The following is a 24,386-nucleotide window of genomic DNA, read 5'->3' as shown; positions in this document are numbered from 1 at the left end:
AATCCGCTGAGCCGCCCTCCCGCCAGCGATCGCCATCGGGAGCCGGCACCTGGCCGCCTCCCGCTCACCGACCGCCAGGTCTCAGGCATCCGCGCAGGTCAACGGAGTCTCCCACGCGGCTTCAGCGGCGTCACCGGCAGTTCGGGGGCCGGCAGCGGGGCGCCGTCGTACCCCTTCACCTCGCCGAATCTCGACCCTTCCATCCAGTCCCGGCGAGCCTGCTCGATCTCCTCCTGCGACCGTCCGATCCAGTTCCAGAACATGATCAGCTCCTCCTCGAACGGCTCGCCGCCCAGGAGCATCAGGCCCGCGTCCGAGTCGGCGCGCAGGGGGAGTTCGTCGCGGCCGCAGCCGAGGTAGAGCATCGAGCCCGGCACCAGGGGCACGCCGTCCACGTGGGCCTCGCCGGACATGGACAGCACGGCGTACTCGAAGTCCCGCTCCAGGGGCAGGCGTACGTCCGTGCCGTCGGCGAGGGACAGGTCGGCGCCGACGATCGGGGTGTACGTCGTGCCGGGCGAGGCCGTGCCGTCGAGGGCACCGAGGAGCAGGGTGGCGGTCAGGCCCGGGGCCGTGACCGTCGGCAGCTCGGCGTGGAACTCGAAGTGCGGGCTGGTGTGCCGGTGGGAGTCCGGGAGGGCGACCCACAGCTGGGCACCGTGCAGGAAGCGGGCGTGCGGTCTCGGGCTCTCCTCGGAGTGGCTGATCGCGTGGCCGGAGGTCATCAGGCCCAGCTGGCGCGGCCGGATGGTCTGCAGGCTGCCGGTCGAGTCGCGGTGCAGCACCTCCCCCTCGTGCAGCCAGCTCACCGTCTGCAGGCCCATGTGCGGGTGCGGAGGCACCTGCATGCCGGGCTCGTCGGCGATGTCGTCGGGGCCGTAGTGATCGACGAAGCACCAGGCGCCCACCATGCGCCGGCCCAGGTTGGGCAGGAGCCGGCGCACCTCGGTGGACTCGCCGAGCCTGACCTGGCGGGGGCTGAGGAGTTCGCGTACGGGCTCGGCCACCACGAAGCCGCGGCCGCCGCACACGGCGGGGACGGCCTCGCGATCGAGATTGCTCATGCGGCCCAACCTAGCCCCGGACGGACCCTTCCGTCAGTCCGTCGGCCCGGCGTTCACCTCGCGTCCGGAATAGTAGCCATGGATATAGTAGCCATGTACTCTATTTGCATGAGTCCGGCACACCTCGGTCCCACCCCCGGTTTCCTGGTCTGGCGTCTGTCGATGAAGTGGCGTGTGGCCGTCGACCGCGCGGTCGCCCCGCTGGGGCTGACCCATGCCCAGTACTCGCTGGTCGCCTCCCTGTACGGGATGCGGCGCTCCGGCGAGCGGCCCAGCCAGCGCCGCCTCGCCGACCACACCGGACTCGAACCGCTCTACGTCTCGAAGCTGGCCCGGGCCCTGGAGGCCGCGGGTCTCCTGCAGCGCACACGGGATCCCCGCGACCCGCGCGCCGTGCAGCTGGCGCTCACCGAGCAGGGCGAGGACGTCACCCGGCGGGCGATCGAGGTCATCCACGGGCTGCTGGAACAGCTGCTGGAACCGCTCGGCGGGCTCGACGGCCCGCGGACCCGCGAGTTCACCCGCGACCTGATGTCCCTGCTCGACGCGCCCCTCGATCCGTCCACGCAGCAGCCACGCACGTGAAGGAGCAGTCATGACCACCACCGCACCCACCGTCGGCGGCCGCGCCATCGCCCTCGCCCACTACGCCGGGCGCGCCGTCCTGGAGACCGTGCTGAGCCGCCACGGCGCCACGTTCCAGCAGTCCGTCGCCCTCAGGGTCGTCGCCCTCGCGGACGGGCCCGTCGAGCGTGACCAGGTCGTCGAGCAGGTCGTCGGCGCCCTCAAGAACGACGAGGCCGACGCACGGCGCACCATCGGCGAACTGATCGCGGACGGCCTGGTCGCCGGCGACGGTTCCCGCCTGCGCATCACCGACGCCGGGCGTGAGCTCTACTCCCGGGTCACGGCCGAGACGGGCGAGATATCCGCCCGCATCTACGCCGGCATCCCCGCGGCGGACCTGGAAGCGGCCGGCCGCGTGCTGGCCCGGGTGACCGAGCGGGCCGACGCCGAGCTGGCGATGCTCAAGGGCTGAGGACCGCCCGGCCAGGTCGTGGAATGTTCAACCAGCTGTCGTGGTTGCAGTGCGGTGAAGGAGGTCGGAAGTGGAGACGACGTACTACGACCACGGAACTCCGGCGGAGCGCTGGGAGCGGGCCCGGATGTTCTTCGACGCCAAGGACTACGCCGCCGCGGCGCGCGTCCTGGGCGGGCTGGTCGAGGAGGTGCCCGAGCAGACCGGACCGCGGCTGCTGCTGGCTCGCGCCTACTACCACTCGGCCCAGTTGCGGCGGGCGGAGGCCGAGCTGCGCGTCATCGTGGAGCGTGACCCGGTGGAGCACTACGCCCGGCTGATGCTGGGCCGCACCCTGGAACGGCAGGGGCGCGGCGAGGAGGCCGAGTCGCACCTGCGCATCGCCTCCGCGCTCGCGGGCGACTTCGCGGAGATCTGAGCGGAGATCTGAGCGGTCCGTCCGTCGGCCAGTGCCCGGTTCCCGGTGGGAGCCGGGCACTCGTGCGTCCCCCGCCGGTGGGCGGTCGCGGGGCCGTGGCATGCTGGCGCGATGGGAACTCCGAGTGAGCGCACGCCGCTTGCCGACCGCGTCGAGGAACTGCTCGCCGGTGGCGGGCCTCTGCCGATCGTCGCGGCCGGCGAACCGGTCCTGCGGCGCCGCGCCGAGCCCTTCGACGGACAGCTGGAACCCGCGCTGCTGGCGCGGTTCGTCGAGGCGCTGCGCGTCACCATGCACGCGGCGCCGGGTGTCGGCCTGGCCGCGCCGCAGGTCGGCGTGGGACTGAGGATCGCGGTGATCGAGGACCCGGCGACGGTGCCGGACGAGGTGCGGGTGGCGCGCGGACGGGTGCCGCAGCCGTTCCGGGTGCTGGTCAACCCGTCGTACGAGCCGGTCGGGGCCGCCCGGGCCGCCTTCTTCGAGGGGTGCCTGAGCGTGCCGGGCTGGCAGGCGGTCGTGGCGCGGCCCGAGACGGTACGGCTGACCGGCCTGGACGAGCACGGCCGTCCCCTGGACGAGGTCTTCACCGGCTGGCCCGCCCGGATCGTGCAGCACGAGACCGATCATCTCGACGGCACGCTGTATCTGGACCGGGCCGAGCTGCGCTCGCTGGCGTCGGGCCGGGCCATGGCGGAGCGCTGGACCCAGCCCACGCCGGCCGAGGCCGCGGCGGAGCTGGGCTTCGACCTGCCCTGACGGAAACCGGCAGCAACCGGCAGCAGATGAAGGAACTGGCGGAAACGGGTGGACGGTTGGTGTGCCGCCCCGCCCGCTCTCGCCGCACGGCGGGACTCGTCCGCCGCGGTGCCGGCGTGCGGCTCCCGGACGGGCCGCACGCCGGCAACAGCCCGGACCCGGCCGGCTTTCCCTGCCTCGGTGCCGCCGCGGCGGTCCCGTGTGCCCGGCGTCGGGGCAGTGCGCTGCTGCAGGCAGCCGTCAGCTGTCCCGGTACGCCTCCAGCAGCCGCAGCCACGCCTCACTGATCGTCGGGTACGACGGCACCGCGTGCCACAGGCGGCTGACCGGGACCTGCCCGGCGACGGCGATCGTCGCGGAGTGGATCAGCTCGCCGACGCCGGGACCGACGAAGGTCACGCCGCGGACGATCTCGTCCTCCAGGTCGACGACCATACGGGCACGCCCCTTGTAGCCGTCGCCGTACAGGCTCGCGCCGGCCACCGTCGACAGGTCGACGTCGACGGCGCGGACGCGGTGGCCGGCCTGTTCCGCCTCGGCCAGGGACAGCCCCACGGACGCCGCCTCCGGGTCGGTGAAGACGACCTGGGGGACGGCGGCGTGGTCGGCGGTCGCGGCGTGCGCGCCCCACGGGTCGGACTCGGGGACCGGTACCCCGGAGGCGCGGGCGGCGATGGCGGCGCCCGCGATCCGCGCCTGGTACTTGCCCTGGTGGGTGAGCAGGGCCCGGTGGTTGACGTCGCCGACGGCGTAGAGCCAGTCGTGACCGGTGACGCGCAGGCTGTCGTCGACCGGCAGCCAGGAGCCCGGCTCCAGGCCGACGGTCTCCAGCCCGATGTCGCCGGTGCGCGGGACCCGGCCGGTGGCGAAGAGGATCTCGTCGGCCTCGAAGCGGTCGCCGGTGTCGGTGACGGCGACGACGGTGCCGTTCTCCCGGGTGACGGACTCGACGGAGGTGCCGGTGCGGACGTCGGCGCCGGCCTCGGTGAGGGCCTCGGCGACCAGTTCGCCGGCGAAGGGCTCCATCCGGGCGAGCAGACCCTTGCCGCGGACCAGGACGGTGACCTGCGCGCCGAGGGCCTGCCAGGCCGTGGCCATCTCGACGGCGACCACGCCGCCGCCGACCACGATCAGCCGGCCGGGTACGTCCTTGGCGCTGGTGGCCTCACGGCTGGTCCAGGGGCGCACGTCGGCGAGCCCCGGCAGGTCGGGCAGGGCGGCGTCGCTGCCGGTGGCGATCGCCACGGCGTGGCGTGCGGTCAGCAGGCGCCGGCCGCCGTCGGGGCCGGTGACCTCGACCGCCCGCGGACCGGCCAGGCGCCCCTGGCCCCGGTACAGGTCGGCCCCGATGCCCTCGACCCACTGGACCTGGCCGTCGTCCTTCCAGTGGGAGGTGTACTCGTCGCGGCGGCCGAGGACCGCCGGTGCGTCCAGGGGTGCCCGCACCGCCTCGCTCACTCCGGGCAGGCGGCGTGCGTCGGCGCGGGCGATCACCGGGCGCAGCAGGGCCTTGCTGGGCATGCAGGCCCAGTAGGAGCACTCGCCGCCGACCAGCTCGCTCTCCACGATCGCGGTGGACAGTCCGGCCGCGCGGGTGCGGTCGGCGACGTTCTCCCCCACGGGGCCCGCGCCGAGCACCACGACGTCGTACGCGATGGTTTCCGTTTCCGTCATGGGGTCAGTCTGGTGGGTGGTGTGCGGCGTGGCCACACGGGTAAGCGCGCGGAATACCCGCCCGGTCGGCCTTGTTGTGCCGACGGCTTTCGCCCCGACACCAGGAAGAGGGATCGCGCATGAGCAGCACCGTGGAGCTCACCAAGGAGAACTTCGACCAGACGGTCACCGACAACGAGTTCGTCCTGATCGACTTCTGGGCCTCCTGGTGCGGTCCGTGCCGTCAGTTCGCCCCCGTCTACGAGAAGGCGGCGGAGGACAACCCCGACCTGGTGTTCGGCAAGGTGGACACGGAGGCGCAGCCGGAGCTGGCCGCGGCCTTCGGGATCCAGTCGATCCCGACGCTGATGATCGTCCGGGACCAGGTCGCCGTGTTCGCGCAGCCGGGTGCGCTGCCCGAGGCCGCCCTGGCCGACGTCATCGGACAGGCCCGCAAGCTGGACATGGACGAGGTCCGCAAGGCGATCGCCGAGCAGCAGAAGCAGGGCGGGCAGTAACCGGCGAAGCGGGCGGGGCGCGCCGCGGGTCAGCTGGACTCGCGGTGCACCACCGTCGCGCCCAGTACCTCGTGCCGTTCGGGCGTGGCGCCGGGGTCGTGCACCGCCCGGTCGACCAGGGCGGCCAGGTCGCGGCCGGAGGGCAGCTCCAGGCGGACGGTGCTCAGCCGCGGGCGGAGCAGCCGGCCCAGCATGAGGTCGTCGGCGCCGATCAGGGCGGTCTCGGCGGGTACGGCCACGCCCTCGTCCTGCAGGGCGCGCATCAGCAGCATCGCGTACTCGTCGTTGTAGGCGAACACCGCGTCCAGGCCGAGTGAGCGCCAGCGGGCGGCGAGCCGTGCGGCGGACCGCTCCTCGTAGGCGAGGGGCAGTCCGGTGACGGTGGCGTCCGTGCCGTCGACGGCGCGGCGGGCGCCTTCGAGCCGGGGTGCGGAGAAGACCTCCAGCCCGTCCTCCTCGGGCATGACGACGCCGATGCGGCGGCGCCCCCGGTCGTGGAGGTGGCGGGCCGCGCGGTGGCCGACGGTCTCGTGGTCCATGAGCAGGGCGTGCGCGCCCTCGACGGGCTCGGGCCCGAAGGTGACGACCGCCCGGGCGCCGGAACGTCTGAGGATCTCCACTCCCCGGGGTCCGAGGGATCCCGGGACCAGGACGGCGACGGGCCGGAGTTCTGCCCAGGCACGGGCGGCCTCGTCACCGTGCGGGCCGGTGGTGCCGTACTGCACGACGGTGTAGTCGAGGCGGCCGAGGGCCCACTGGAGTTCGCCGATGAACCGGCTGTAGAGCGGCCCGACGGGGAAGGCGGGCGCGGGCATCAGGACGGTGCGGCTGTGTCCGGCACGCAGGCTGCGGGCTGCGGCGTGCGGGACGTATCCGAGTTCCCTGGCGGCCTCGTGGACACGGCGGCGGGTGGGTTCGCTGATCCGGACGGCGCCGGTGTTGTTCAGCACGTAGGAGACGGTCGCGCGCGAGACGCCGGCCAGGCGGGCCACATCGGCGCTCGTGGGGACGGAGCGCGGTGCGGAGGACGCGGGGGCGGGCGTTTTCGGTATCTGCACCATGACGTACGGCATCTTGGCAGAAGCCCGCGGCCGGTCAGGGGGCGGGGGAAGGTCGTCCGGACCGGACGATTGGCGCACCCGTGCGGACCGGAGGGCGGCCCCTGTGGACCGGTATGAACCGGGGGAGGGACCCGCGCGGACCGGGGCTCACCGGGGCCGGGAGGCTGAGCTCACCGGGGCGGATCGGTACGGGTCACGCGCGCGACCAGGTCCAGCCAGCCGGTCTCCAGCCGCGACAGGGGCACCCCGCACTGCTCGGTGAGGTGGTGGATCAGGGCGGGGTCCAGGTACGCCATGAGCGTGTGCGAGAGGAGTTCGGCGTCCGCGTCCGGGAGCGTCTGCCGCAACAGCAGGGCGACGTGGCCACGCAGGAACCGGCGCGGCGGGACGGTGTAGCGGCGGTCCGGGCTCGGCTCGGCGGCCAGCTGGAGTTCCATCTCGTCGACGCAGCGGCGCAGCATCGCGCAGCCGAAGGCGCGCAGCCGCTCCACGGGCGGCGCTCCGGGTCCCAGCGGTGCCGGGCCGCGGAGCAGCGCGGCCTGGAACTTCTTCTCGGAGTGGTCCAGCAGTGCCGTGAGCAGCCCGGTGCGGTCGCCGAAGCGGCGGAAGACGGTGCCCTTGCCCACCGAGGCCGCCGCGGCCACCGCCTCCATCGTGAGGCCGGCCGCGCCGTGCTCGGCCACCAGCCGCGCGGCCGCCTCCAGCAGCCGGGCGCGGTTGCGGGCCGCGTCGGCGCGCAGGCAGGGTTCGTCCGCGTCGGTTCCCGTGCCGAGCTGCAGCAACTCGGGCGGATCGACGGTCTCCTGGGGCCGGGGGACGGGCGGCAAGGCGGCGGACATGAACACAGCGTAAAGCACCGGGAAGAAAACTGGACCGCGGTCCGTTTAAGGTGGTACAAGTTTAAACGGACCTCGGTCCGGATCGTTGCGGCAGCGTCGCCGCACCCTCCGCTGCGGCACCGCCTGTTTCAGCACATCTGTTTCAGCACCATCTGGGAGTTCTCATGTCTGTCCGCATCCTTGCGCTCGTCGGCAGCCTTCGCGCCGGTTCGCACAACCGCCAGCTCGCCGAGGCGGCCGTCAAGCTCGCCCCCGAGGGCGCCGAGGTGGTGCTGTTCGAGGAGCTGGCCCAGATCCCGTTCTACAACGAGGACATCGACGTCGAGGGCAGCGTCCCGGCCGCCGCGGCCCGCCTGCGCGAGGCCGCCCAGGCCTCCGACGCCTTCCTGCTCTTCTCGCCCGAGTACAACGGCACCATCCCCGCCGTTCTGAAGAACGCCATCGACTGGCTGTCCCGCCCGTTCGGCGCCGGCGCCTTCGGCGGCAAGCCCGTCGCCGTGGTCGGCACCGCCTTCGGCCAGTACGGCGGCGTGTGGGCGCAGGACGACACCCGCAAGGCCGTGGGCATCGCCGGCGGCAAGGTGATCGAGGACCTCAAGCTGTCCATCCCCGGCTCGGTGACCCGCTTCGCGGAGACCCACCCGGTGGACGACGCCGAGGTCGCCGCCCAGCTGACCGAGGTCGTCGCCCGCCTGCACGGCCACGCCGGCGAGGCCGCCGCCGCCTGACCGGTACGCCAAGCCCTGTGCGGACGGGGCCGCGCGCACCAGGGGCCGGAGCCCGGACGGGTTCCGGCCCCTCGGCCTGTCAGGCCACCGCCGTCGGGACCAGCGCCCGCAGCTCCTCCAGCGCCGCCGCGACCGCCGCGCGCCGGTGGCCCCCACGGCGCGTGCAGGTCAGCAGCTTGCGGTGGGGCCGGCCCGTGCACGCCACCCGGGTGACCGGCAGCTGCGGGGTCAGCCCGGCGAGCCGCGGGATCAGCGCGACGCCGAGTCCGTGGGCGACGAGGTGGGCGGTGGCGTTCCAGTCCAGGGCGTGATGGACCACGTCGGGGGTGAACCCGGCCGCTCCGCACGCCGACATGACGTGGGGACGGCAGGGACTGTCGGGCACGGGGGCGATCCAGGGCTCGTGCGCCGCGTCCGCGAGGTCGACCCGCTCCCGCCCCGCCAGGGGGTGCCCGTCGGGGACGACCAGGTCGAACGGGTCGTCCAGCAGCGGCCGTTGGTCGAAGCGGGCGTCGGACGGCGGCGGGTTGCGCGGGGTCGCCTCCACCACTGCCAGATCGGACTCGCCCTCGAAGAGCAGGTCGAAGCTCTCCGCCACGCCCGTCTCCCGGATCCGGACGGACAACCGCGGATGCCGCTCGCGCAGGCGGGCCGCCATCGGGGCCAGCAGCACCGACACGGCCACCGGGAACCCGGTCACCCGCAGCGGCCCGGCCGGCATGTCCTCCGCCGCGCGCAGATCGAGCTCCGCCTCTTCCCACCGGGCCTGGATGGCGTCGGCGTGCGCGAGCAGGCTCTCGGCGGCCGGGGTGAGCCGTACCCCGCGGCCCTGCGGCTCCAGGAGGTCGACGCCCAGGTCCCGGGCGAGCTGCCGGATCTGCTGCGAGGCGGCGGACGGCGTGAAGTGCAGGGCACGGGCCGCCGCGGTGACCGTGCCGTAGTGGGCGACCGCCCTCAGGACGTGCAGCCGGCGCAGGTCAATCATGCAGTCCACGCTTCACGGTGAGGTCCGCAAAGTCAACCTGGACGTGTACGGACCCGGCGACGCACCCTGTCTGTGGCGCGACGGTGGATCACCCGGCGCCGAGCCGACGTACACCCGACGCACGAGGAGTCGCCATGACCAGCACGACCGGTACCGTCTGCCCGCACTGCGGGTGGCCGGACGGTGCCGAGCCCTTCCAGGTGATGTCCACGCACACCACCGCGGCGGGCGGCACGGTGTGGACCCGGTGCGCCTGCGGTTCGCTCCAGGTCCGCGTCGTCGACGACCGGGGCTCGCGCGTCGTCTCCCGCAGCGGCCCCTCGCCGGCCCGCTCGGGGCCCGCCGCCCTCTGAGGGCCGTCCCGTCGTCCTGGGACCGCGGGTACCGGGGAGCCCGGGCACCGGCGGGACATCCCACCGGGCATGCGTACATCCCACCGAGCGTCCACCGGCTGCTGGACAGGCGGGCGGGCACGCGGAGGCCCGCAAGACCAGCGACCATCCGCAGGTCGGTCCCGTCACCCCGGACTGCGCCATACTCGGCGTGGCGGGCGGCGACCTGCGGATCATGGTCTGCACGGTCGAGTCGGCCACCCCGACGCCGAACGGCTCGCACTCCTGACGGCGTGCGGCACCCGGACACCCGTGGGGTAGCGCCACCCGCCCGGCCGGCACGGTCCCCGCCGGGCGCCGGCCGGTCACGCACCGTAGGCGGGTGAACCGTCCCTGTGCGCCGGCCGGGGAAGAGGTGGGGGGTTTCCAGGGGGCGGCGGAGGCAACCCGGGACCGTGCGCGGGCCGCCACCGCCCGCGTGCCAGGGCCGGCGGGCCGGCCGACTCCGACACGACAGGAGCCCCGGATGACCACTGCCCCCTCGCATCCGCACCCCGCCCGGTCGGGCCCGCGCATCGGCGTGCTCGGTTCGTACGGCGGCTTCAACACCGGTGACGAGGCGATCCTGACCTGCGTCCTCGGCTGTCTGCGGGCCCAGCGGCCCGACGCGCACCTCGTCGTGTTCAGCCGGAACGCGGAGCACACCCGCACCCACCATCCCGACGCCGACGCCGTGGTGGCCTGGGAGGGCGTCAGCCGGAACAACGTCCTGGACGTGCTGCCCGGCCTCGACCTGCTGGTGCTGGGCGGCGGAGGTGTCCTCTACGACGGGGAGGCGCGCCGCTATCTGCGGCTGGTGCGGGCCGCGCAGGACCGGGACGTGCCCACCTTCGCGTACGCCGTCGGCGCGGGCCCGCTGCGGGACGGCGAGGACCGGGAAGCGGTGCGCACCGTCCTCCAGGACATGGACGACGTCGTGGTGCGGGACGAGGAGTCCCGGCTCGTCCTGGAGGAGGTCGGGCTGGAACGCGAGGTCACCGTCACCGCCGACCCCGCCCTGCTGCTGCGGCCGGAGCCGTTCACCGACGCCATGATGCGCGACGAGGGCGTGCCCACCGAGTCCCGTCTCGTGGGGATGTCCGTACGGGAGCCGGGCCGGGCGGCCGAGAAGCTCGACGAGGGCGACTACCACGCGCTGCTCGCCGACGTCGCGGACTTCCTCGTGCAGCGCCTGGACGCGCACGTGGTGTTCCTGCCGATGGAGCGGCACGACGTACGGCACGCGCACGCCGTGCTGTCCCACATGACCGCGCCGGACAAGGGGCGGATCCTGCACGGCGCCTACAGTCCGGGGCAGGTCCTCGGCTTCATGCGCCATCTGGACATGGCCGTCGGCATGCGCCTGCACTTCGTGATCTTCGCGGCGCTCTCCGGTGTGCCGGTGCTGCCGCTGCCCTACTCGGGCAAGGTCTTCGACTTCGCCCGCCGGCTCGGCGCCCCGGCCCTGGTGGGCGTGGCCCGGGAGCAGGCCGGGCTGCTGCTGGCGGAGGTGGACCGGCTCTGGGACGAGTATCCGCAGCGCCACGACGACCTGCGGTCCCGTATCCGGGAGCTGTCCACGGCGGCCCGGGAGACCTGTGTGCGCTGCGGCTCGCTGCTCGACGAGATCTCGGGCGCGGCCCGGCCGCAGGAGGAGCAGCACCGGCCGTACCCGGCCGAGCCGCGCCCGCTGCACGCCTGACACCGCCGCCCGCCCGCGCCCGCGCCGGAGGAAGCCGATGCCGATCGTCGAAGAGCCCCGCGATTCCCGCACGGTCACGCTGCCGCCGCGGCCCGCCCGGCACGGTGGCAGCTGTGACGTCCTGGTGGTGGGGGGCGGCCCCGCCGGGTTCGCCGCCGCGGTCGGCGCGGCCGACACCGGGGCCGATGTCGTGCTGGCCGAGCGCTACGGGTTCCTCGGCGGCAACGCGACCGTGGCGCTGGTGATGCCGCTGATGTCGTTCCACAACGAGCACAAGCAGGCCGCGTTCACCGAGTCCGGGGACGCCTCCCGGCTGCTGCCCACCGACCACGGCGAGGGCGAGCCGGTGGTCGCGGGCGTGTTGTGGCAACTGCTCGACCAGCTGATGGGGCGGGGCGGCTGCCTTCCGCCGTCGCCGAAGACCGGGTACACGGTCCCCTTCGACCCGGAGCTGTTCAAGCTGGTCCTGCTCGAGATGATGGACGCCTCGGGGGTGCGGATGCTGTTCCACGCCTTCGCGTCGGGCGCGCTGCCCCTCGAGGACGGCTCCGGCTGGCGGGTGGTGTTCGAGACGAAGTCGGGGCCGGTGGTGATCGACGCCGGGGTGGTCGTGGACGCCACGGGCGACGGTGACGTCGCGACCGCCTGCGGGGCCCCGTACGAGATCGGCCGGCCGGAGGACGGGCTGGTGCAGCCGATGACGCTGATGTTCCGCGTCGCGGACTTCTCGCGCCCGGACTTCGCCGACTACGTGCGCGCGCACCCGGACCAGTGGCGCGGTGTGCACGGACTGTGGGACCTGATCGAGGAGGCCAGGGCGGCCGGTGAGCTGCGGCTGCCGCGCGAGGACATCCTCTTCTTCGCCACCCCGCATCCGCGCGAGGTCGCCATCAACAGCACCCGGGTGAACCGCGTGCTCGGCACCAGCGTGTGGGACCTCACCCGCGCGGAGTACACCGCCCGGCGCCAGCTCGCCCAGATCGACCGCTTCCTGCGCACCCGGGTGCCGGGTTTCGAGGAGTCGTACGTCGTGCAGAGCGGCACGCACATCGGCGTACGGGAGTCCCGGCGGGTCCTCGGCGACTACCAGCTGACGGGCCACGACATCCTGGCCGCGCGCACGTTCGCGGACGTCGTCGCGCACGGCGCCTATCCGGTCGACATCCACAACCCGCGCGGTTCCGGCACCATCCTCAAACGGGTGCCGCGGGGCAGCTTCTACGACATCCCGCTGCGCTGTCTGGTGCCCCGGGGCACCGATCGGCTGCTGGTGGCCGGACGCTGCATCTCCGGGACGCACGTGGCGCACTCGTCGTACCGGGTCATGCCCATCGCCATGGCGACCGGCCAGGCGGCCGGCGTGTGCGCGGCCCTGACCGTCCGGCACGGGAGGGGACCGCGCGGCCTGCCCTACCGGCTGGTCCAGCGCGAGCTGCTGCGGCAGGGCGCGCGGCTGCGGGTCGGGGCGGCGGAGGTCAGGCACGGCTGAGACCGGAGGCGGCCGGCCTCGGGCGGCCGTGAGGTCGGGGGACTGTGAGGCCGGGCGGCTGTGATGTCAGCTCGCCCACTCCAGCAGACGGTCCCGGGTCTCGGGCGCCCTCAGGTGCGCGAGGGACGCCTTCTCCAGCTGGCGGACGCGCTCCCGGGTCAGGCCCACGTGCTCCGCCACCTGCTGCAGGGTGCGGGCATGGCCGTCGTGCAGTCCGTAGCGCAGGCTCAGGATCAGCGCCTCGCGGGGTGCCAGCGTGCCGATGGCCTCGCGCAGTTCCTCCGCGAGCGCCTGGTACTCGGCGACCTCGGGGGCCTGGAGCACCTCGGTGTCGGCGATGAGGTCGCCGACGACGGTCTCGCCGGTCTCGTCCACGGGCGTGTCGAGGCTGACCGCGTCCCTTCCGACGCGGCGCAGCCAGGCGACCTTGCCGGCGTCGAGGCCGCTCTCGGCGGCGACCTCCTCGACGGTCGGCTCCCGGTCGAGGTTCAGCCGGAGTTTGCGCTCGACCTTGGCGAGTTTCTGCAGCTGTTCCACGACGTGCATGGGCAGCCGCACCGTCCGGGCGTGGGTGGCCAGGCCCCGTTCTATGGCCTGGCGGATCCACCAGGTGGCGTAGGTGGAGAACTTGAAGCCCTTGGTGTGGTCGAACTTCTCCACGGCCCGGATCAGCCCCAGGTTGCCCTCCTGGATGACGTCCAGCATGGGCAGCCCGCGGTGGGCGTGGCGCTTGGCCATCGACACCACCAGCCGGAGGTTGGCCCGCACCATGTGGTCCTTGGCGGCCTGTCCGTCGCGGACGGCGTCCTCCAGTTGCCTGCGCCGGCCGGGCGTCGGTGCGGGCTCGCCGGTGTCGGCCTCCTCCAGTTCCTCCATGGCCCGTACGCCGGACTCGATGCGCTGGGCCAGCCGTACCTCGTCCTCGGCGGTCAGCAGCGGGGTGGCGCCGATCTGGGCCAGGTACTGGCCGAGCAGATCCGGCTCCTCGTCGGGTTCGGGGATCCGGGTGCGCAGCCGCGCGGTGCGGGCGGAGGCTCGGCGGTCCTCCCGCCGGGTGTCTGCCGCGGACGTTTCTGCCGGGGGAGACATGGTGCGTTCCTCCGTCCCCTGCTCGTGCCGGACGAGTCGGGTACCCCGGGATGCCCGGGCCCGAACGTCGGAACGCTCCGTCGGCCCGGGTCACCGGCCGGGCGGTGTGCTGCCCCGTTCCCGCCGGAGTCGGCGTCTCACGGCGATGAGGTCCGCCGCCGCCAGCAGGGCGAGTGCGGCGCAGACGGCGGCGAGCGCGACCAGGGTGTCGCGGCCGGGGCTGTCGCCGGGCCCGGTGTCCGCGGCCCACACGCCGAAGAAGGCCGCCCCGGCGGCGAAGAGCGGCAGGAAGACGGCCGACAGCAGCAGGCGCAGCCGCAGCGGACTCTGGGCGGTGGCCGGTTCGGTGCCGGTACGCGGGTAGCGGCGGCCGATCGCGCCGGACCGCTCGCGAGGAACCGGATCCGTCGCTCCGCGTGGGCGTCGGTCGCTCATGCGGTCCCTCCTTCAGTGGTCGGGCGCGGCGGCGCTGATGTCCGCCAGGGCGGAGCGGCAGTCCTCCAGGGCGGCCAGGTCGCCGAGGCTGACGACACCGACCGGGCAGCCGCCGTGCTCGACGACCGGGAGGCGCCGGACGGCGTACTGCCGCATCAGCTCCACCGCCCGCTCGGTGGTGTCCTCGGGTGCCAGGGTCACCACGGGCGGGGGCGTGCACACCGAGCCGACCGTGGTGTCGTCGGGGTCGCGGCCGTCGGCGACGGTCCGCAGCACGATGTCGCGGTCGGTGAGCACACCGAACAGGTCGCAGTCGTAGGCCACCAGGACGTCGCCGATGTCCTGCTCGCGCATGAGCCGGGCCGCGCGGGTCACCGTGGTCATGGGCTCGACGGACACCGCGGCGGGTGACATCACGTCTCGTATCCGCTGGGTCATGGGCGCCTCCCGACGCTGCGTGGGGCGGGGTTCGTGAGGGCCGCGTAGCCCGCACCCCGGCGGGTAAACCGCCGTCCGCCGCCCTGGTCACCCGGCCCCGGGCCGGTCGAGGTCGATTGCCGCCGCGGGTGGTGCCGTCGGCGACGGCGATGTCCCTGATCATGGACATCACCTAGCGGACCGTCCTGCACCTGTCGCCACTTCATGCGCGGACGGGTAACCCGGCGGGTTCCGGGGCAACCGGCGCGCCGGGTGCCGGTCACAGGGCCCGGGTGAGGGCGGTGAGCCAGTCGTCGACGGGCCCGAACGTGACCGCCCCGCTGCCCGCGCCCGCGAGTTCACCGGCGGCGGGCAGGAGTCGGTCGTACGTCCGCCGCATCGCCGTCCGGTCGCCGAGTGCCAGCGCGATCGCGGCCTCGGCACAGCACAGGGCCTCGTACAGAAGGTCGGGCGGCGGTTCCGGCAGGGCCCGCAGGGCCGCGCGGGCCTCGGCGTCCCGGCCCTCCGCCAGGAGGGCGAACGGCTCGGCCCAGGGGCGGTAGGGGCCCCAGTCCGCTCGACGGTCCATCTGGGCCGGCAGGCCGCGCGCCAGGCGCAGGCCGAGCAGGGCGAGGGGCAGCAGACCCCGTTCCATGCCCGGCATTCCCGCGCCGTCGAGAGTCCCGGCGGCGGTCCGGTAGGCGGCCTCGGCGCGGTCGTACGGGCTGCCGGTGGCGGCCCGGCGCAGGGCCCGGTACCAGGTGGTGAAGACGGCCACCAGCGGCCGTTCGTGCCGTTCGGCCAGGCGGTCCGCGGCGTCGGCGTGCTCGTCGGCGGTGGGGAAGTCGGCGAGGGCGCAGCGGGCCTGGAGGCGGATCAGGTGGCCGAGCACTTCGTGGGTGGCCAGGCCGTGGCGGGCGGCGAGCGTGACGAGTTCGGCGCCGATCGCGTCGCGGCGCCGGGCCAGGCCGGCCGCGGTGCAGGACTGCATGAAGGCGCCGTTGAGGGCGAACGCCAGCAGCGCGGGGTCGTCCAGGCCGCGGGCGATCCGCTCGGCCTCCTCCGCCGCCCGGGGGCCGCGCGGGGAGCGTACGCCGCGGGACTCCAGGGCGACGGTGGCGAGGAGCCGGCAGCGCGCCGGGGCGGCCGAGGCGTCGTCCGGCAGGGCGGCGAGGGTGCGTTCGGCCGCCGCGACGATCCGCCGGGCCGCCTCGGGATCGTCGCTGCGGGTCCAGACGGCGGGGACGTCGTAGGCGCCGATCACCCGGGCCGTCAGCTCCGCGTCGCCGGTCTCCTCCGCCGCCGCGACCGCGGCCGTGCGGTGCTCCCGGGCCTCCGCCAGACCGCCGCCGCCGGTGACCGCGAGGTTGCGCAGCAGACCGACGGCCGACTCCAGGCGGGCGCGGGCACCGGCGGCGACCGTGCGGTCGTACGCCTCGGTCGCCCGGGACCACAGGCGGGCCGCCGCCTCCGCGGGTTCGGCGGGCGGATCGAGGGAGGGGTCCTGGGCGAGGATGCCGGCCTCCAGCCGGCGCAGCCGGGGGCCGGGGTCGATGCCCAGCTCGGCGGCGAGCAGGGCGCGGGCCCGGCGCAGCACCGCGAGGGCGTCCGCCTGCCGTCCCGTCCGGTACAGGGCCAGGGCGAGCAGCCGCCAGGCGTCCTCGCGCCAGGGGTGTTCGGCCAGGTGGGCGTCGAGGTCGGGGACGGCCTCGGCCGCCCGGCCGAGGTCCACGAGGAGTTCCGCCCGCCGCTCGACCGCGCGCAGCCGCAGTTCCGTCAGCCGGGAGCGCTCGCCGCGGGCCCACTCCTCGGCGGCGAACTCGGCGTACGCGGACCCGCGCCACTCCCCCAGTGCCGCCGCGAGCCGGGCCGGGGCCTGCGCGGCGGGCAGGCGGCCGGCCTGTGCGACGGCCTCCTCGAAACGCCACGCGTCCACCGCGTCCGGCGCCGCGCGCAGGGCGTACCCGGGGCCTTCGGTGATCAGCAGCCGGGCGGGGGCGCGGCGCGGACGTTCCGGTTCCAGGGCCCGGCGCAGATCGCCGACGAAGGTGCGCACCGTTCCGACGGCCCGCGCGGGCGGCACGTCCCACAGGTCCTCGACCAGCCGGGCGACCGGGACGACCCGCCGCCGGGCCAGGACCAGCCGGGCCAGCAGGGCCCGGTGTCGCGGCCCCTTCAGGTCGAGCGCGTCGCCGTCGCGCTCGGCCGTGACGGGCCCGAGCACCCCGAAGGTGACCGCTTCCATGTTCCGTCCGCTCTGTTCCGCTCTGTTCTGTGCCGTGCTGTCCGTGTTGTCCGTGCTGTTCCGTGGGGTTCCGCCCGTGTTCCTTGATCACACGGTACGCGCGCTGATCGGTTGCTGATTCGCGCCCGGCAGTCTCGAAGGTGTCCAGGACCTGGGCACGGCACAAGAACCGAGAGGCACCGATCAGTCATGGCACCGACCATTCCCGACTTCACCTACGACCGCGTCACCGTCGCCGACGGCGTCGCGCTGAACGTGGCCGTCGGCGGCTCCGGCAGCCCCGTCGTGCTGCTGCACGGCTTCCCGCAGACCCACCTGATGTGGCGGCACGTCGCCGCCGACCTCGCGGCCGACCACACGGTCATCTGCCCCGACCTGCGCGGTTACGGCGACAGTGACAAGCCCGCCGACGCCGACGGTACCGCGTACGCGAAGCGGACCATGGCCGCCGACGTCGTCGCCCTGGCCCGGGAGCTGGGGCACGAGCGGTTCGCCCTGGCCGGGCACGACCGGGGCGCCCTGGTCGCGATCCGGGCCGGGCTCGACCACCCGGAGACGGTGACGCACCTGGCCGCGCTGGACGTCCTGCCGACCCTGGACATGTGGGACGTCCTGCACGGCACCACGGCGGCCGTGGGCTTCCACCTGTACCTGATGGCCCAGGAGCCGGGGCTGCCGGAGCAGCTGATCGGGGCGGCGCCGGACGCGTTCTTCGGGCACTTCCTCGACATCTGGACCCGGAACCCGCAGGCGCTGCCCGCCGATGTCCGCGCGGCCTACCTGAAGGCGTCCCGTGAGGCGGTGCCGTCCATCGTGGCCGACTACCGGGCCTCGGCCGGCATCGACGTCGAGCACGACCGGGCGGACCGGGAGCGCGGCAACCGGCTCGGGATGCCGGTGACCGTGCTCCAGCAGGACTGGGGCGCGGCCCTCGGCTACGACGCGACCGCGCTGTGGCGGGCCTGGGCCCCGGATCTGCGGCACGTCACGGTCGGCTGCGGCCACTTCATGGCGGAGGAGGCGCCCGAAGAGGTCTCCGGGGCCCTGCGGGACCTGCTGGCCCGGTAAGGGGGCAACGGGCGGTTGCCGCCGGCGTGCTCGTCACGCCGGCTCCGCTCCCCCGGCCCCGAGGTGACCGGTCGCTTCGGCGGGGCGCGGGCGCGGGTGCGCCCGGCGGAGGGCGGGGAACTCCCGGCGTGCCCGGGCGAACAGGTCCGGGTAGTCGGTGCCGTGGGTGACCGCCGCGGCGAAGAGGGCGTCGAGGGCGGCGCGCAGCGGGTCCGGTTCGGCCGCGGCGAGCAGCGCGGGCACGGCCATGGCCTGCTGCAGCAGGTTGTCGTGACGGCCGTCGAGCGAGTCGACCGAGGTGTGGGTGATGCGGTCGTCGGCGAAGAAGCGGTCCCAGACCCGCTGCGGATCGTCGAACGGTGCCGGCAGCCCGTCCCCGCCCTCCAGCGCGGCCAGGGCGGGAGCGATCCAGTCGACGTCGGTCAGTCCCGCCACGTCGAAGGCACGGCGGGCGGCCCAGCGGGCGATGGTCCGCTGGACCGCCGGGTCCGCCGCGTCGACGGCGTCGAGCAGGTCGCGGTCCAGCGGTACGAGTCCCCGTGCGTTGCCTCCGACTTCGCGCAGGCGGCGGCTGGGGAGCCGTCCGCCCCAGGCGAGGGTCTCGGCGCGCTCCCGCGCGGTCCGCTCGGCCTCGCGCTGCTCCGCCCGCCGGCGGCGCTCGGCCTCGGCCCGCTCCCGCGGCGAAGGAGGCGGTGGCAGGCTGCGGGCGTGCCGGTGCCAGTAGGCGGCGCTCCGGGAGGTCTGCCGGACCACCAGGTCGGGGCCCGGTGGGGCCGGCCAGAACTGCAGCAGGTAGTGGTCGACCGGCGCGCCGCCTTCCAGAACGGCACGCTCCTCCTCCCGGCCCCGGTCCATTCCGCGTCCGCAGTAGCGCACCCGGTGGTCGGCCGGCGGCAGCTCCAGCGTGCACAGGGGGCCGTCACCCCAGGGCAGGACGACCGTGGACGGGGAGGCCGGCCGGAAGGACACCTCCACGACCTCCTCCCATGCGTCGTCGAGCGGCGGGCGCGTCCCGTGCACCTCGACGGTCAGGCCGACTCTGCCGGTGTGCAGGCCGGTCGTCAGGAAGAGGTGGCCGGGGACGGCCGCGCCGCACAGACCGTTGGCCTGCCCGGCGCGGACGTCCCACCCTGCCGGGTCGCATCCGTCGTCTCGGCGACTGTCCACGTAGAACTGCCCGTAATGGACGTGCAGTTCACCGCTGTACACCGTACGCACGGCCGTCCCTCCCTCGTGTCCGGGCCCTGGCGCCACCCAGTATGCGGAGGGGCACTGACAACGGCGGTTCCGCGCGGCGCGCCGCGGGCCCGGCTCAGCGGGCGCCGGGTACGTCCTCGGTGACGCCGTTCAGAGGTGAGGACGGGTCGCTGCCGTACGGGCGGGTGAACGCCTCCAGGCCGTGGCCGGAGGGGTCGCTGAAGTACACGCCGCGTCCGCCGTCGTTGCGGTTGATCCGGCGCGGGTGCCGGCCGTGCGGGTCGGCCTGGATGGGAACCCGGGCCTCGACGAGCCGGGCGAGGATGCCGTCGAACTCGTCCTCGGAGACGAGGAACGCGTAGTGCTGCACGGGGATGTCGGTGTCGACGGTGGCGAAATCCAGGGTGACGCCGTTGGCGGTCGTCACGGGCAGGAACATCCCGGCCGGCTCTCCGACCTCCAGTCCCAGGATCCCGGCGAGGAAACGGGCGGACTTCTCCCGGTCGCGGGAGAGAACGATGGTGTGGTTGAACTCGACTGACACGGTCAATGCCTCCACGGGCATCTCCGCGGCGCCTCCATGCCTCACCCGGTCGGTGACCGGCACGCGATGCCGCGCCGGGGATCCTAGGCGAACCGAAGGGCCGTGTCGATCGACGGCGGGACACGGCCGCGGAAATGCCGTGGAGCGCGGCACCCGCCGCGTGCTTGCATGGCGGCATGGTGTCCACCGACCGTCTGCTCGCCTTCGCGGCGCTGTCGTTCCTGCTGATCGTCGTACCCGGCCCCAGTGTGCTGTTCGTGGTCGGCCGGGCGCTGGCCCAGGGGCGCCGCGCCGCGCTCACCACGGTCGTGGGGAACACGCTCGGCGCGTACGTCCTCGTCGTCGGCGTCGCCCTGGGGGTCGGCTCCGTGGTGGAACGCTCGGTGGTCGTCTTCACCGTGCTGAAACTGGCGGGCGCCGCCTACCTGGTGCATCTCGGGGTCAGGGCGTGGCGCGAACGCGGTTCGCTGCGGGCCGCGTTCACCGGTGACGCGGAGCGGCAGGGCGGCCGGCGGACCTTCTGGGAGGGGTTCGCGGTCGGTGTGACCAACCCCAAGACGATCGTCTTCTTCGCCGCCGTGCTGCCGCAGTTCGTCGATCGCGGCCACGGCCATGCCGTCGTCCAGATGCTGCTGCTCGGTCTGGTGTTCAACGTCATCGCGGTGGCCTGCGACAGCGTGTGGGGGCTGGTCGCGGCCACCGCTCGTGACTGGTTCGCGAGCTCGCCGCGGCGGCTGTCCGCGGTCGGCGGGGCGGGCGGTCTGGCCATGATCGGCCTCGGTGTCACCGTGGCCGTGACCGGGCGCAAGGACTGAGCGAACCCGTCGGCGGACAGGGGTTGCGGGTTCCTCAGGTGGACGCCTGGTCGCTGTCCTTCAGCGCGCCCCAGCCGTGCCAGCGCTCGACTTCGATCCAGGCGCTGACGCGGGCGCGGACCCGGTCGGGATAGGGCTTGCCCGTGTACTGCGCGGAGAGGCGGTCGATGTCGGCCAGGCCCTCGTCGTCGCGGGTCTCGACGACCCGGCCGATGAGGGTCACGTGCGTGTACCAGTCGTCGCCGTCGAGGACGGTGAGGGTGACGCGCGGGTCGCGGCGCAGGTGCTTCAGGCGGACCCGGCCCTCGTCGAGGCTGATCAGGACCCGGCCGTCGTCCTCCCACAGGTACCAGGTGGGCGTGGAGACGGGGGCGTCGTCGGAGCGGAGGGTGGCCATGACGCACGGGTTGGGTCGGCGCAGCAGGTCGACGGCCTCGGCCGGCAGCGGTGGCTTGGACATGCGGACTCCTCTGATCTCGGTGTTGCCGAAGCCGGTTCGGCGTTCGTGGCTTGTCCGGCCACGTTTCTCCGGCCATCCGGTACCCCGGCCGTGCTCAGTCGGACGGCTTCCCGTCGAAGCTGGCGTAGTAGGCCGCGGCCATGTCCTCGTCGCCGTGCCCTTGCGCCGCGGCACGTTCCAGGCGTTCGGCGCCCGCGGCGGCGACGTCGAGGCGGACGCCGCTGCGCTCGCCGGCCTCGACGATCAGCCGGGCGTCCTTGGCGGCGGTGGTGACGGCGAACTGGGGCGGGGTCAGGCCGCCGTCGCGGATCAGGCCGGTCTTGGTCCGGAGGTACCCCATGTCGAGGGGGCCGCCGGCGATGGCGTCGAAGAAGCCGTCGGGGTCCACGCCCAGCGCCTCGGCCAGTGCCAGCACCTCGCCGGCCGCGTTGGTCGCGGCGATGACCCAGCTGTTGGCCACCAGCTTCAGCCGGGTGGCGGTGCCGGCCGCGCCGTCCTCGCCGGTCCACACCGTGCGGGAGCCGACGGCGTCGAACACGGGCGTCACGGCGTCCCGCGCCTTTGCCGGACCGGCGGCCAGGACCAGCAGCTGGCCGGCCTCGGCGGGCTGGCGGGTGCCGAGGACGGGGGCGTCGAAGAAGACGAGGTCGTGCCGGTGGGCGAAGGCGGCCAGCTCGCCGACGGCGTCGATGCCCGCGGTGGTCGACTGCACCCAGGCGGCACCGGGGCGCAGGCCGGGGGCGGCCTGCCGCATGACGTCGAGGGCGGCCGGGCCGTCGTAGAGCATGGTGAGGATGACGTCGGCGCCGCGCACCGCCTCCTCGTGGGTGCCTGCGATGTGCGCTCCGTCGGCGGCCAGCGGCTCCGCCTTGTCCCGGCTGCGGTTCCAGGCGCGGACGGTGTGCCCGGCGCGGGCGAGGTTGCGGGCCATCGCGGCACCCATGATGCCGGTGCCCAGGACGCTCACGGTGAGCTTGTCGGTCATGACGTCGGCTTTCTGCGCTCGTGGGGCGGGTGACGGTGTATCAGCCTGCCACTTCACCGCGGGCGGCCCCGGACCAGCCCGTCCAGCCACCCCTGGTGGCCGCCCGGCATGCGGTTCGGCGTCTGCCGCGCCGGCTCGGCCGCCGGCTGCCCGAGCCGGGACTCCTGGGTGAGGACGCGGACCCGGCCGCCGGGCAGGTCCTCCACCAGCCAGGCGTGCAGCACGTCGAGCCGCTTCTCGGGCGGGCGGCGGCGTTCTGCGTGGTCATGCGGGGCGTCCCTTCGGTGCTCCTGACTGCATGCTTGCCGCTCGGGTCGGCTGTTGCCACTCGGCGACGCCCTCGACGGCAGGCCCGGCTGCCATCGGCACACCAACCGGCTGCCATCGGCACACCAAGAGGACGTCCGATCCCTGCGATCGGAACTCCGATACCCCGGGCGCCCGGTCCGGGGGCTTGGAGAACTGGCCGCCGGACGCCGACGAGGCAGGTGGCGGCAGCGGGCGGCTGTCGAGCCGTCGCTCACCACGCTGTTCCCCGCCCGGCGCCCGGGGGCCGGCAGCCACCTCGACGTCGTCCGTGTACGTGACTGTCTGCGCACCGCGGGCCGCAGGGGGTGACTCCCGCTGTTGGTCGCCGGTTCCGCCTCCGCCCGCTCGGAGTTACTGTTCGGTAGACATCGCACTCGACGGAGGTGCCCGCATGTCGTTCGACCGTGCCGCAGGTCTGGCGGAGTCCGCCCGGGCGCTGGCCGCCGGTGAGGTGACGTCCCGGGCGCTGGTGGAGGAGGCCCTGGCCCGGATCGGGGCGACGCAGGGGTCGACGGCGTCCTCGCTCAACGCTTTCCGGATCGTGCGGGCCGAGGCCGCCCTCGCCGAGGCCGAGGCCGCTGACCTCGAACTGGCGGCGGGCGTACGGAAGCCGCTGCTCGGGGTGCCCGTGGCGGTGAAGGACGACATGGACGTGGCGGGCGAACCGACCGCCTTCGGCTGTGCCGGGGAGCATCCGCCGGTCGCCGAGGACGGGGAGGCGGTACGGCGGCTGCGCGCGGCCGGGGCCGTGATCGTCGGCAAGACCAACACCTGCGAGCTGGGGCAGTGGCCGTTCACCGAAGGGCCCGCGTTCGGGGCGACGCGCAATCCGTGGAACCCGGAGCACACGCCGGGTGGCTCGTCCGGCGGCTCGGCCGCCGCGGTCGCGGCCGGTCTCGTGCCCGCCGCGCTCGGCTCGGACGGTGCCGGGTCGGTGCGGATCCCGGCCGCCTGGACCCACCTGATCGGCATCAAACCGCAGCGGGGCCGCATATCCACCTGGCCGCGAGCCGAGTCCTTCAACGGCATCACGGTCAACGGCACCCTGGCCCGCACGGTCGCCGACGCGGCGCTGCTGCTGGACTCGGCGGCCGGCAACCACGCGCTGGACCCGCACCGGCCGCCGGCCGTCGAGGCGCTGGCCGCGGTGGGCCGGGACCCGGGCCGGCTGCGCGTGGCGCTCTCCCTGAAGCCGCCGTTCACCGCCCTGCCCGCCCGGCTGTCACCAGAGGTCCGCGCCCGGGTCGTCGAACTCGCCGACCGCGTCGCCGCGCTGGGGCACGACGTCGAGGAGGCCGATCCCCCCTACGGGCAGATCGGGCTGGCCTTCGTCCCCCGGGCGACGGCCGGTGTCGCCGAGCAGGTCCGTGAGGCACCGTTCCCCGAACTGCTCGACCGGCGCACCCGGGAGGCCGCCCGGCTGGGCCGGCTGCTCGCCGGGGCGCCGCTGCGGGCGGCGCGCCGGGCCGAGGCCGCCCTGCACCGCCGTATCGGCGCGTTCTTCACGACGTACGACGTGATCCTCGCGCCCACCACCGCCGCTCCCCCGCCGCGCGTCGGGGCGATGCTGGAGCTGAGCAGCCTGGCCACCGACCGGGCGATGATCGCCGCCTGCCCCTACGCCTGGCCGTGGAACGTGCTGGGCTGGCCCGGCGTCAACGTCCCGGCCGGCTTCGTGAGCGGCGGACTGCCGGTCGGGGCCCAGCTGCTGGGGCCGGCGGGCAGCGAGCCGCTGCTGATCGGGCTGGCCGCCCAGATGGAGGCGGAACTGCGCTGGCACGAGGCGTGGCCGCCCCACCGGCCGAGCGACCGGCACCCCGGCCCCGCCCCGGCGGACAGCACCTGACCCGGCCGCCGAACGAACCCGGCACGCGGCCGCCGACGCCCGGCCGGCGGGCCGACGCGGGGCCGCAACGCAAGTCCACGGCCGCCGGCATCGGCGGTGGCGGTGGCGGTGGCCCAAGAGCGCCACGCGGGCGGCGGGCGGCGCAGGCAGGCCGGGCGGGCAGGGTCGGGAGCCGCCGTGCCGCCGCCCGCTCACGGCACCTTGCGGCACCGTCGAGCAACGGCAGGCACGGGACTTCATCGCCGGACATGGCGCACAACGCACACCCACGGCCAACCCCGCCCGGGCTTCCAGGGCACCCGGCACGGCACCCGCCCCGTCGAGCGGGCAGCGCCGTGTCCGGCCCGGCGCGG

The 24,386-nt window shown here is 74.6% G+C and carries 26 protein-coding genes; 12 read left to right on the top strand and 14 right to left on the bottom strand.

Annotation, left to right across the window (positions count from 1 at the left end; all coding sequences use genetic code 11):
• Window positions 1–98 precede the first annotated feature (98 nt).
• Window positions 99–1,064, bottom strand: coding sequence for a pirin family protein (locus H0H10_RS02060; RefSeq protein ID WP_188179048.1), 966 nt, complete (start codon window positions 1,062–1,064; stop codon window positions 99–101).
• A 108-nt stretch (window positions 1,065–1,172) separates the two neighbouring features.
• Here H0H10_RS02060 and H0H10_RS02055 point away from each other — a divergent pair, with 108 nt between their 5' ends.
• The 4 genes from H0H10_RS02055 to H0H10_RS02040 all read left to right on the top strand — a co-directional run bounded on the left by H0H10_RS02055 (window position 1,173) and on the right by H0H10_RS02040 (window position 3,277).
• Window positions 1,173–1,649 carry a MarR family winged helix-turn-helix transcriptional regulator gene (locus H0H10_RS02055; protein WP_188179047.1) on the top strand — a complete coding sequence of 159 codons (477 nt, stop codon included), beginning with the start codon at window positions 1,173–1,175 and terminating at the stop codon, window positions 1,647–1,649.
• A gap of 10 nt (window positions 1,650–1,659) precedes the next feature.
• The gene (locus tag H0H10_RS02050) at window positions 1,660–2,103 is read left to right on the top strand and encodes a winged helix DNA-binding protein (RefSeq protein ID WP_188179046.1); all 444 of its coding nucleotides are present in this window, start codon (window positions 1,660–1,662) and stop codon (window positions 2,101–2,103) included.
• Between the two features lie 70 nt (window positions 2,104–2,173).
• Entirely contained in the window at window positions 2,174–2,521 is a 348-nt protein-coding gene (locus H0H10_RS02045) for a tetratricopeptide repeat protein (RefSeq protein WP_188179045.1), read from the top strand.
• A gap of 111 nt (window positions 2,522–2,632) precedes the next feature.
• On the top strand, window positions 2,633–3,277 hold the full coding sequence (locus H0H10_RS02040; RefSeq protein WP_188179044.1) for a peptide deformylase: 645 nt from the start codon (window positions 2,633–2,635) through the stop codon (window positions 3,275–3,277).
• A 240-nt stretch (window positions 3,278–3,517) separates the two neighbouring features.
• Here the strand turns inward: H0H10_RS02040 and H0H10_RS02035 are convergent, their stop codons facing one another.
• The gene (locus tag H0H10_RS02035; protein WP_188179043.1) at window positions 3,518–4,951 is read right to left on the bottom strand and encodes a dihydrolipoyl dehydrogenase family protein; all 1,434 of its coding nucleotides are present in this window, start codon (window positions 4,949–4,951) and stop codon (window positions 3,518–3,520) included.
• Between the two features lie 119 nt (window positions 4,952–5,070).
• Between H0H10_RS02035 and trxA the strand changes: the two genes are divergently transcribed.
• The gene (gene trxA, locus H0H10_RS02030; protein ID WP_188179042.1) at window positions 5,071–5,448 is read left to right on the top strand and encodes a thioredoxin; all 378 of its coding nucleotides are present in this window, start codon (window positions 5,071–5,073) and stop codon (window positions 5,446–5,448) included.
• Between the two features lie 29 nt (window positions 5,449–5,477).
• On the opposite strand, the gene H0H10_RS02025 is transcribed toward trxA, so the two are convergent.
• Both H0H10_RS02025 and H0H10_RS02020 read right to left on the bottom strand, forming a co-directional pair.
• Window positions 5,478–6,509 (bottom strand): LacI family DNA-binding transcriptional regulator, encoded by a 1,032-nt coding sequence (locus H0H10_RS02025; protein WP_188179041.1) that lies wholly within the window; start codon window positions 6,507–6,509, stop codon window positions 5,478–5,480.
• A gap of 170 nt (window positions 6,510–6,679) precedes the next feature.
• Window positions 6,680–7,348 (bottom strand): TetR/AcrR family transcriptional regulator, encoded by a 669-nt coding sequence (locus H0H10_RS02020; protein ID WP_188179040.1) that lies wholly within the window; start codon window positions 7,346–7,348, stop codon window positions 6,680–6,682.
• A 164-nt stretch (window positions 7,349–7,512) separates the two neighbouring features.
• On the opposite strand from H0H10_RS02020, the gene H0H10_RS02015 reads away from it, so the two are divergent.
• Entirely contained in the window at window positions 7,513–8,076 is a 564-nt protein-coding gene (locus H0H10_RS02015) for an NAD(P)H-dependent oxidoreductase (protein WP_188179039.1), read from the top strand.
• A gap of 79 nt (window positions 8,077–8,155) precedes the next feature.
• Here the strand turns inward: H0H10_RS02015 and H0H10_RS02010 are convergent, their stop codons facing one another.
• Window positions 8,156–9,061 carry a LysR family transcriptional regulator gene (locus tag H0H10_RS02010; RefSeq protein WP_188179038.1) on the bottom strand — a complete coding sequence of 302 codons (906 nt, stop codon included), beginning with the start codon at window positions 9,059–9,061 and terminating at the stop codon, window positions 8,156–8,158.
• A gap of 134 nt (window positions 9,062–9,195) precedes the next feature.
• Between H0H10_RS02010 and H0H10_RS02005 the strand changes: the two genes are divergently transcribed.
• The 3 genes from H0H10_RS02005 to H0H10_RS01995 all read left to right on the top strand — a co-directional run bounded on the left by H0H10_RS02005 (window position 9,196) and on the right by H0H10_RS01995 (window position 12,623).
• Window positions 9,196–9,414 (top strand): hypothetical protein, encoded by a 219-nt coding sequence (locus H0H10_RS02005; protein WP_188179037.1) that lies wholly within the window; start codon window positions 9,196–9,198, stop codon window positions 9,412–9,414.
• A 505-nt stretch (window positions 9,415–9,919) separates the two neighbouring features.
• Window positions 9,920–11,134 (top strand): polysaccharide pyruvyl transferase family protein, encoded by a 1,215-nt coding sequence (locus H0H10_RS02000; RefSeq protein WP_188179036.1) that lies wholly within the window; start codon window positions 9,920–9,922, stop codon window positions 11,132–11,134.
• Between the two features lie 37 nt (window positions 11,135–11,171).
• Window positions 11,172–12,623 (top strand): FAD-dependent oxidoreductase, encoded by a 1,452-nt coding sequence (locus H0H10_RS01995; protein WP_188179035.1) that lies wholly within the window; start codon window positions 11,172–11,174, stop codon window positions 12,621–12,623.
• 66 nt (window positions 12,624–12,689) lie between these two features.
• On the opposite strand, the gene H0H10_RS01990 is transcribed toward H0H10_RS01995, so the two are convergent.
• The 4 genes from H0H10_RS01990 to H0H10_RS01975 all read right to left on the bottom strand — a co-directional run bounded on the left by H0H10_RS01990 (window position 12,690) and on the right by H0H10_RS01975 (window position 16,809).
• Window positions 12,690–13,712, bottom strand: a complete 1,023-nt coding sequence (locus tag H0H10_RS01990) for a sigma-70 family RNA polymerase sigma factor (protein WP_188179034.1) — start codon at window positions 13,710–13,712, stop codon at window positions 12,690–12,692.
• Between the two features lie 90 nt (window positions 13,713–13,802).
• The gene (locus tag H0H10_RS01985) at window positions 13,803–14,147 is read right to left on the bottom strand and encodes a DUF6343 family protein (RefSeq protein ID WP_188179033.1); all 345 of its coding nucleotides are present in this window, start codon (window positions 14,145–14,147) and stop codon (window positions 13,803–13,805) included.
• Between the two features lie 12 nt (window positions 14,148–14,159).
• Complete coding sequence (locus H0H10_RS01980; RefSeq protein WP_188179032.1) at window positions 14,160–14,585, bottom strand: CBS domain-containing protein; 426 nt, start codon at window positions 14,583–14,585, stop codon at window positions 14,160–14,162.
• A gap of 259 nt (window positions 14,586–14,844) precedes the next feature.
• Window positions 14,845–16,809 carry an AfsR/SARP family transcriptional regulator gene (locus H0H10_RS01975; RefSeq protein WP_188179031.1) on the bottom strand — a complete coding sequence of 655 codons (1,965 nt, stop codon included), beginning with the start codon at window positions 16,807–16,809 and terminating at the stop codon, window positions 14,845–14,847.
• A gap of 189 nt (window positions 16,810–16,998) precedes the next feature.
• Here H0H10_RS01975 and H0H10_RS01970 point away from each other — a divergent pair, with 189 nt between their 5' ends.
• Window positions 16,999–17,877 (top strand): alpha/beta fold hydrolase, encoded by an 879-nt coding sequence (locus H0H10_RS01970; RefSeq protein ID WP_188179030.1) that lies wholly within the window; start codon window positions 16,999–17,001, stop codon window positions 17,875–17,877.
• Between the two features lie 33 nt (window positions 17,878–17,910).
• Here H0H10_RS01970 and H0H10_RS01965 read toward each other — a convergent pair whose 3' ends face one another.
• Both H0H10_RS01965 and H0H10_RS01960 read right to left on the bottom strand, forming a co-directional pair.
• Window positions 17,911–19,095 carry a hypothetical protein gene (locus H0H10_RS01965; protein ID WP_309141708.1) on the bottom strand — a complete coding sequence of 395 codons (1,185 nt, stop codon included), beginning with the start codon at window positions 19,093–19,095 and terminating at the stop codon, window positions 17,911–17,913.
• A 94-nt stretch (window positions 19,096–19,189) separates the two neighbouring features.
• Complete coding sequence (locus H0H10_RS01960) at window positions 19,190–19,618, bottom strand: VOC family protein (protein WP_188179029.1); 429 nt, start codon at window positions 19,616–19,618, stop codon at window positions 19,190–19,192.
• A 176-nt stretch (window positions 19,619–19,794) separates the two neighbouring features.
• Here H0H10_RS01960 and H0H10_RS01955 point away from each other — a divergent pair, with 176 nt between their 5' ends.
• A complete protein-coding gene (locus tag H0H10_RS01955) occupies window positions 19,795–20,433 on the top strand; it encodes a LysE family translocator (protein WP_188179028.1) in 639 nt (212 codons plus the stop codon).
• 34 nt (window positions 20,434–20,467) lie between these two features.
• On the opposite strand, the gene H0H10_RS01950 is transcribed toward H0H10_RS01955, so the two are convergent.
• From H0H10_RS01950 to H0H10_RS01940, 3 genes are all read right to left on the bottom strand, one after another.
• A complete protein-coding gene (locus tag H0H10_RS01950) occupies window positions 20,468–20,893 on the bottom strand; it encodes a PPOX class F420-dependent oxidoreductase (protein ID WP_188179027.1) in 426 nt (141 codons plus the stop codon).
• A gap of 94 nt (window positions 20,894–20,987) precedes the next feature.
• Window positions 20,988–21,878, bottom strand: coding sequence for an NAD(P)-dependent oxidoreductase (locus H0H10_RS01945; protein ID WP_188179026.1), 891 nt, complete (start codon window positions 21,876–21,878; stop codon window positions 20,988–20,990).
• A 53-nt stretch (window positions 21,879–21,931) separates the two neighbouring features.
• Window positions 21,932–22,102 (bottom strand): SRPBCC family protein, encoded by a 171-nt coding sequence (locus H0H10_RS01940; RefSeq protein WP_188179025.1) that lies wholly within the window; start codon window positions 22,100–22,102, stop codon window positions 21,932–21,934.
• Window positions 22,103–22,578: 476 nt separating this feature from the next.
• Here H0H10_RS01940 and H0H10_RS01935 point away from each other — a divergent pair, with 476 nt between their 5' ends.
• Window positions 22,579–24,033, top strand: a complete 1,455-nt coding sequence (locus tag H0H10_RS01935) for an amidase (protein WP_188179024.1) — start codon at window positions 22,579–22,581, stop codon at window positions 24,031–24,033.
• Window positions 24,034–24,386 lie beyond the last annotated feature (353 nt).

The sequence above is a fragment of the Streptomyces griseicoloratus genome, from assembly GCF_014534645.1.
Taxonomy (GTDB): Bacteria; Actinomycetota; Actinomycetes; order Streptomycetales; family Streptomycetaceae; genus Streptomyces; species Streptomyces griseicoloratus.
The sequence above is the reverse complement of the archived record's forward strand: the minus strand, read 5'-3'. Positions and strand labels throughout refer to the sequence as shown.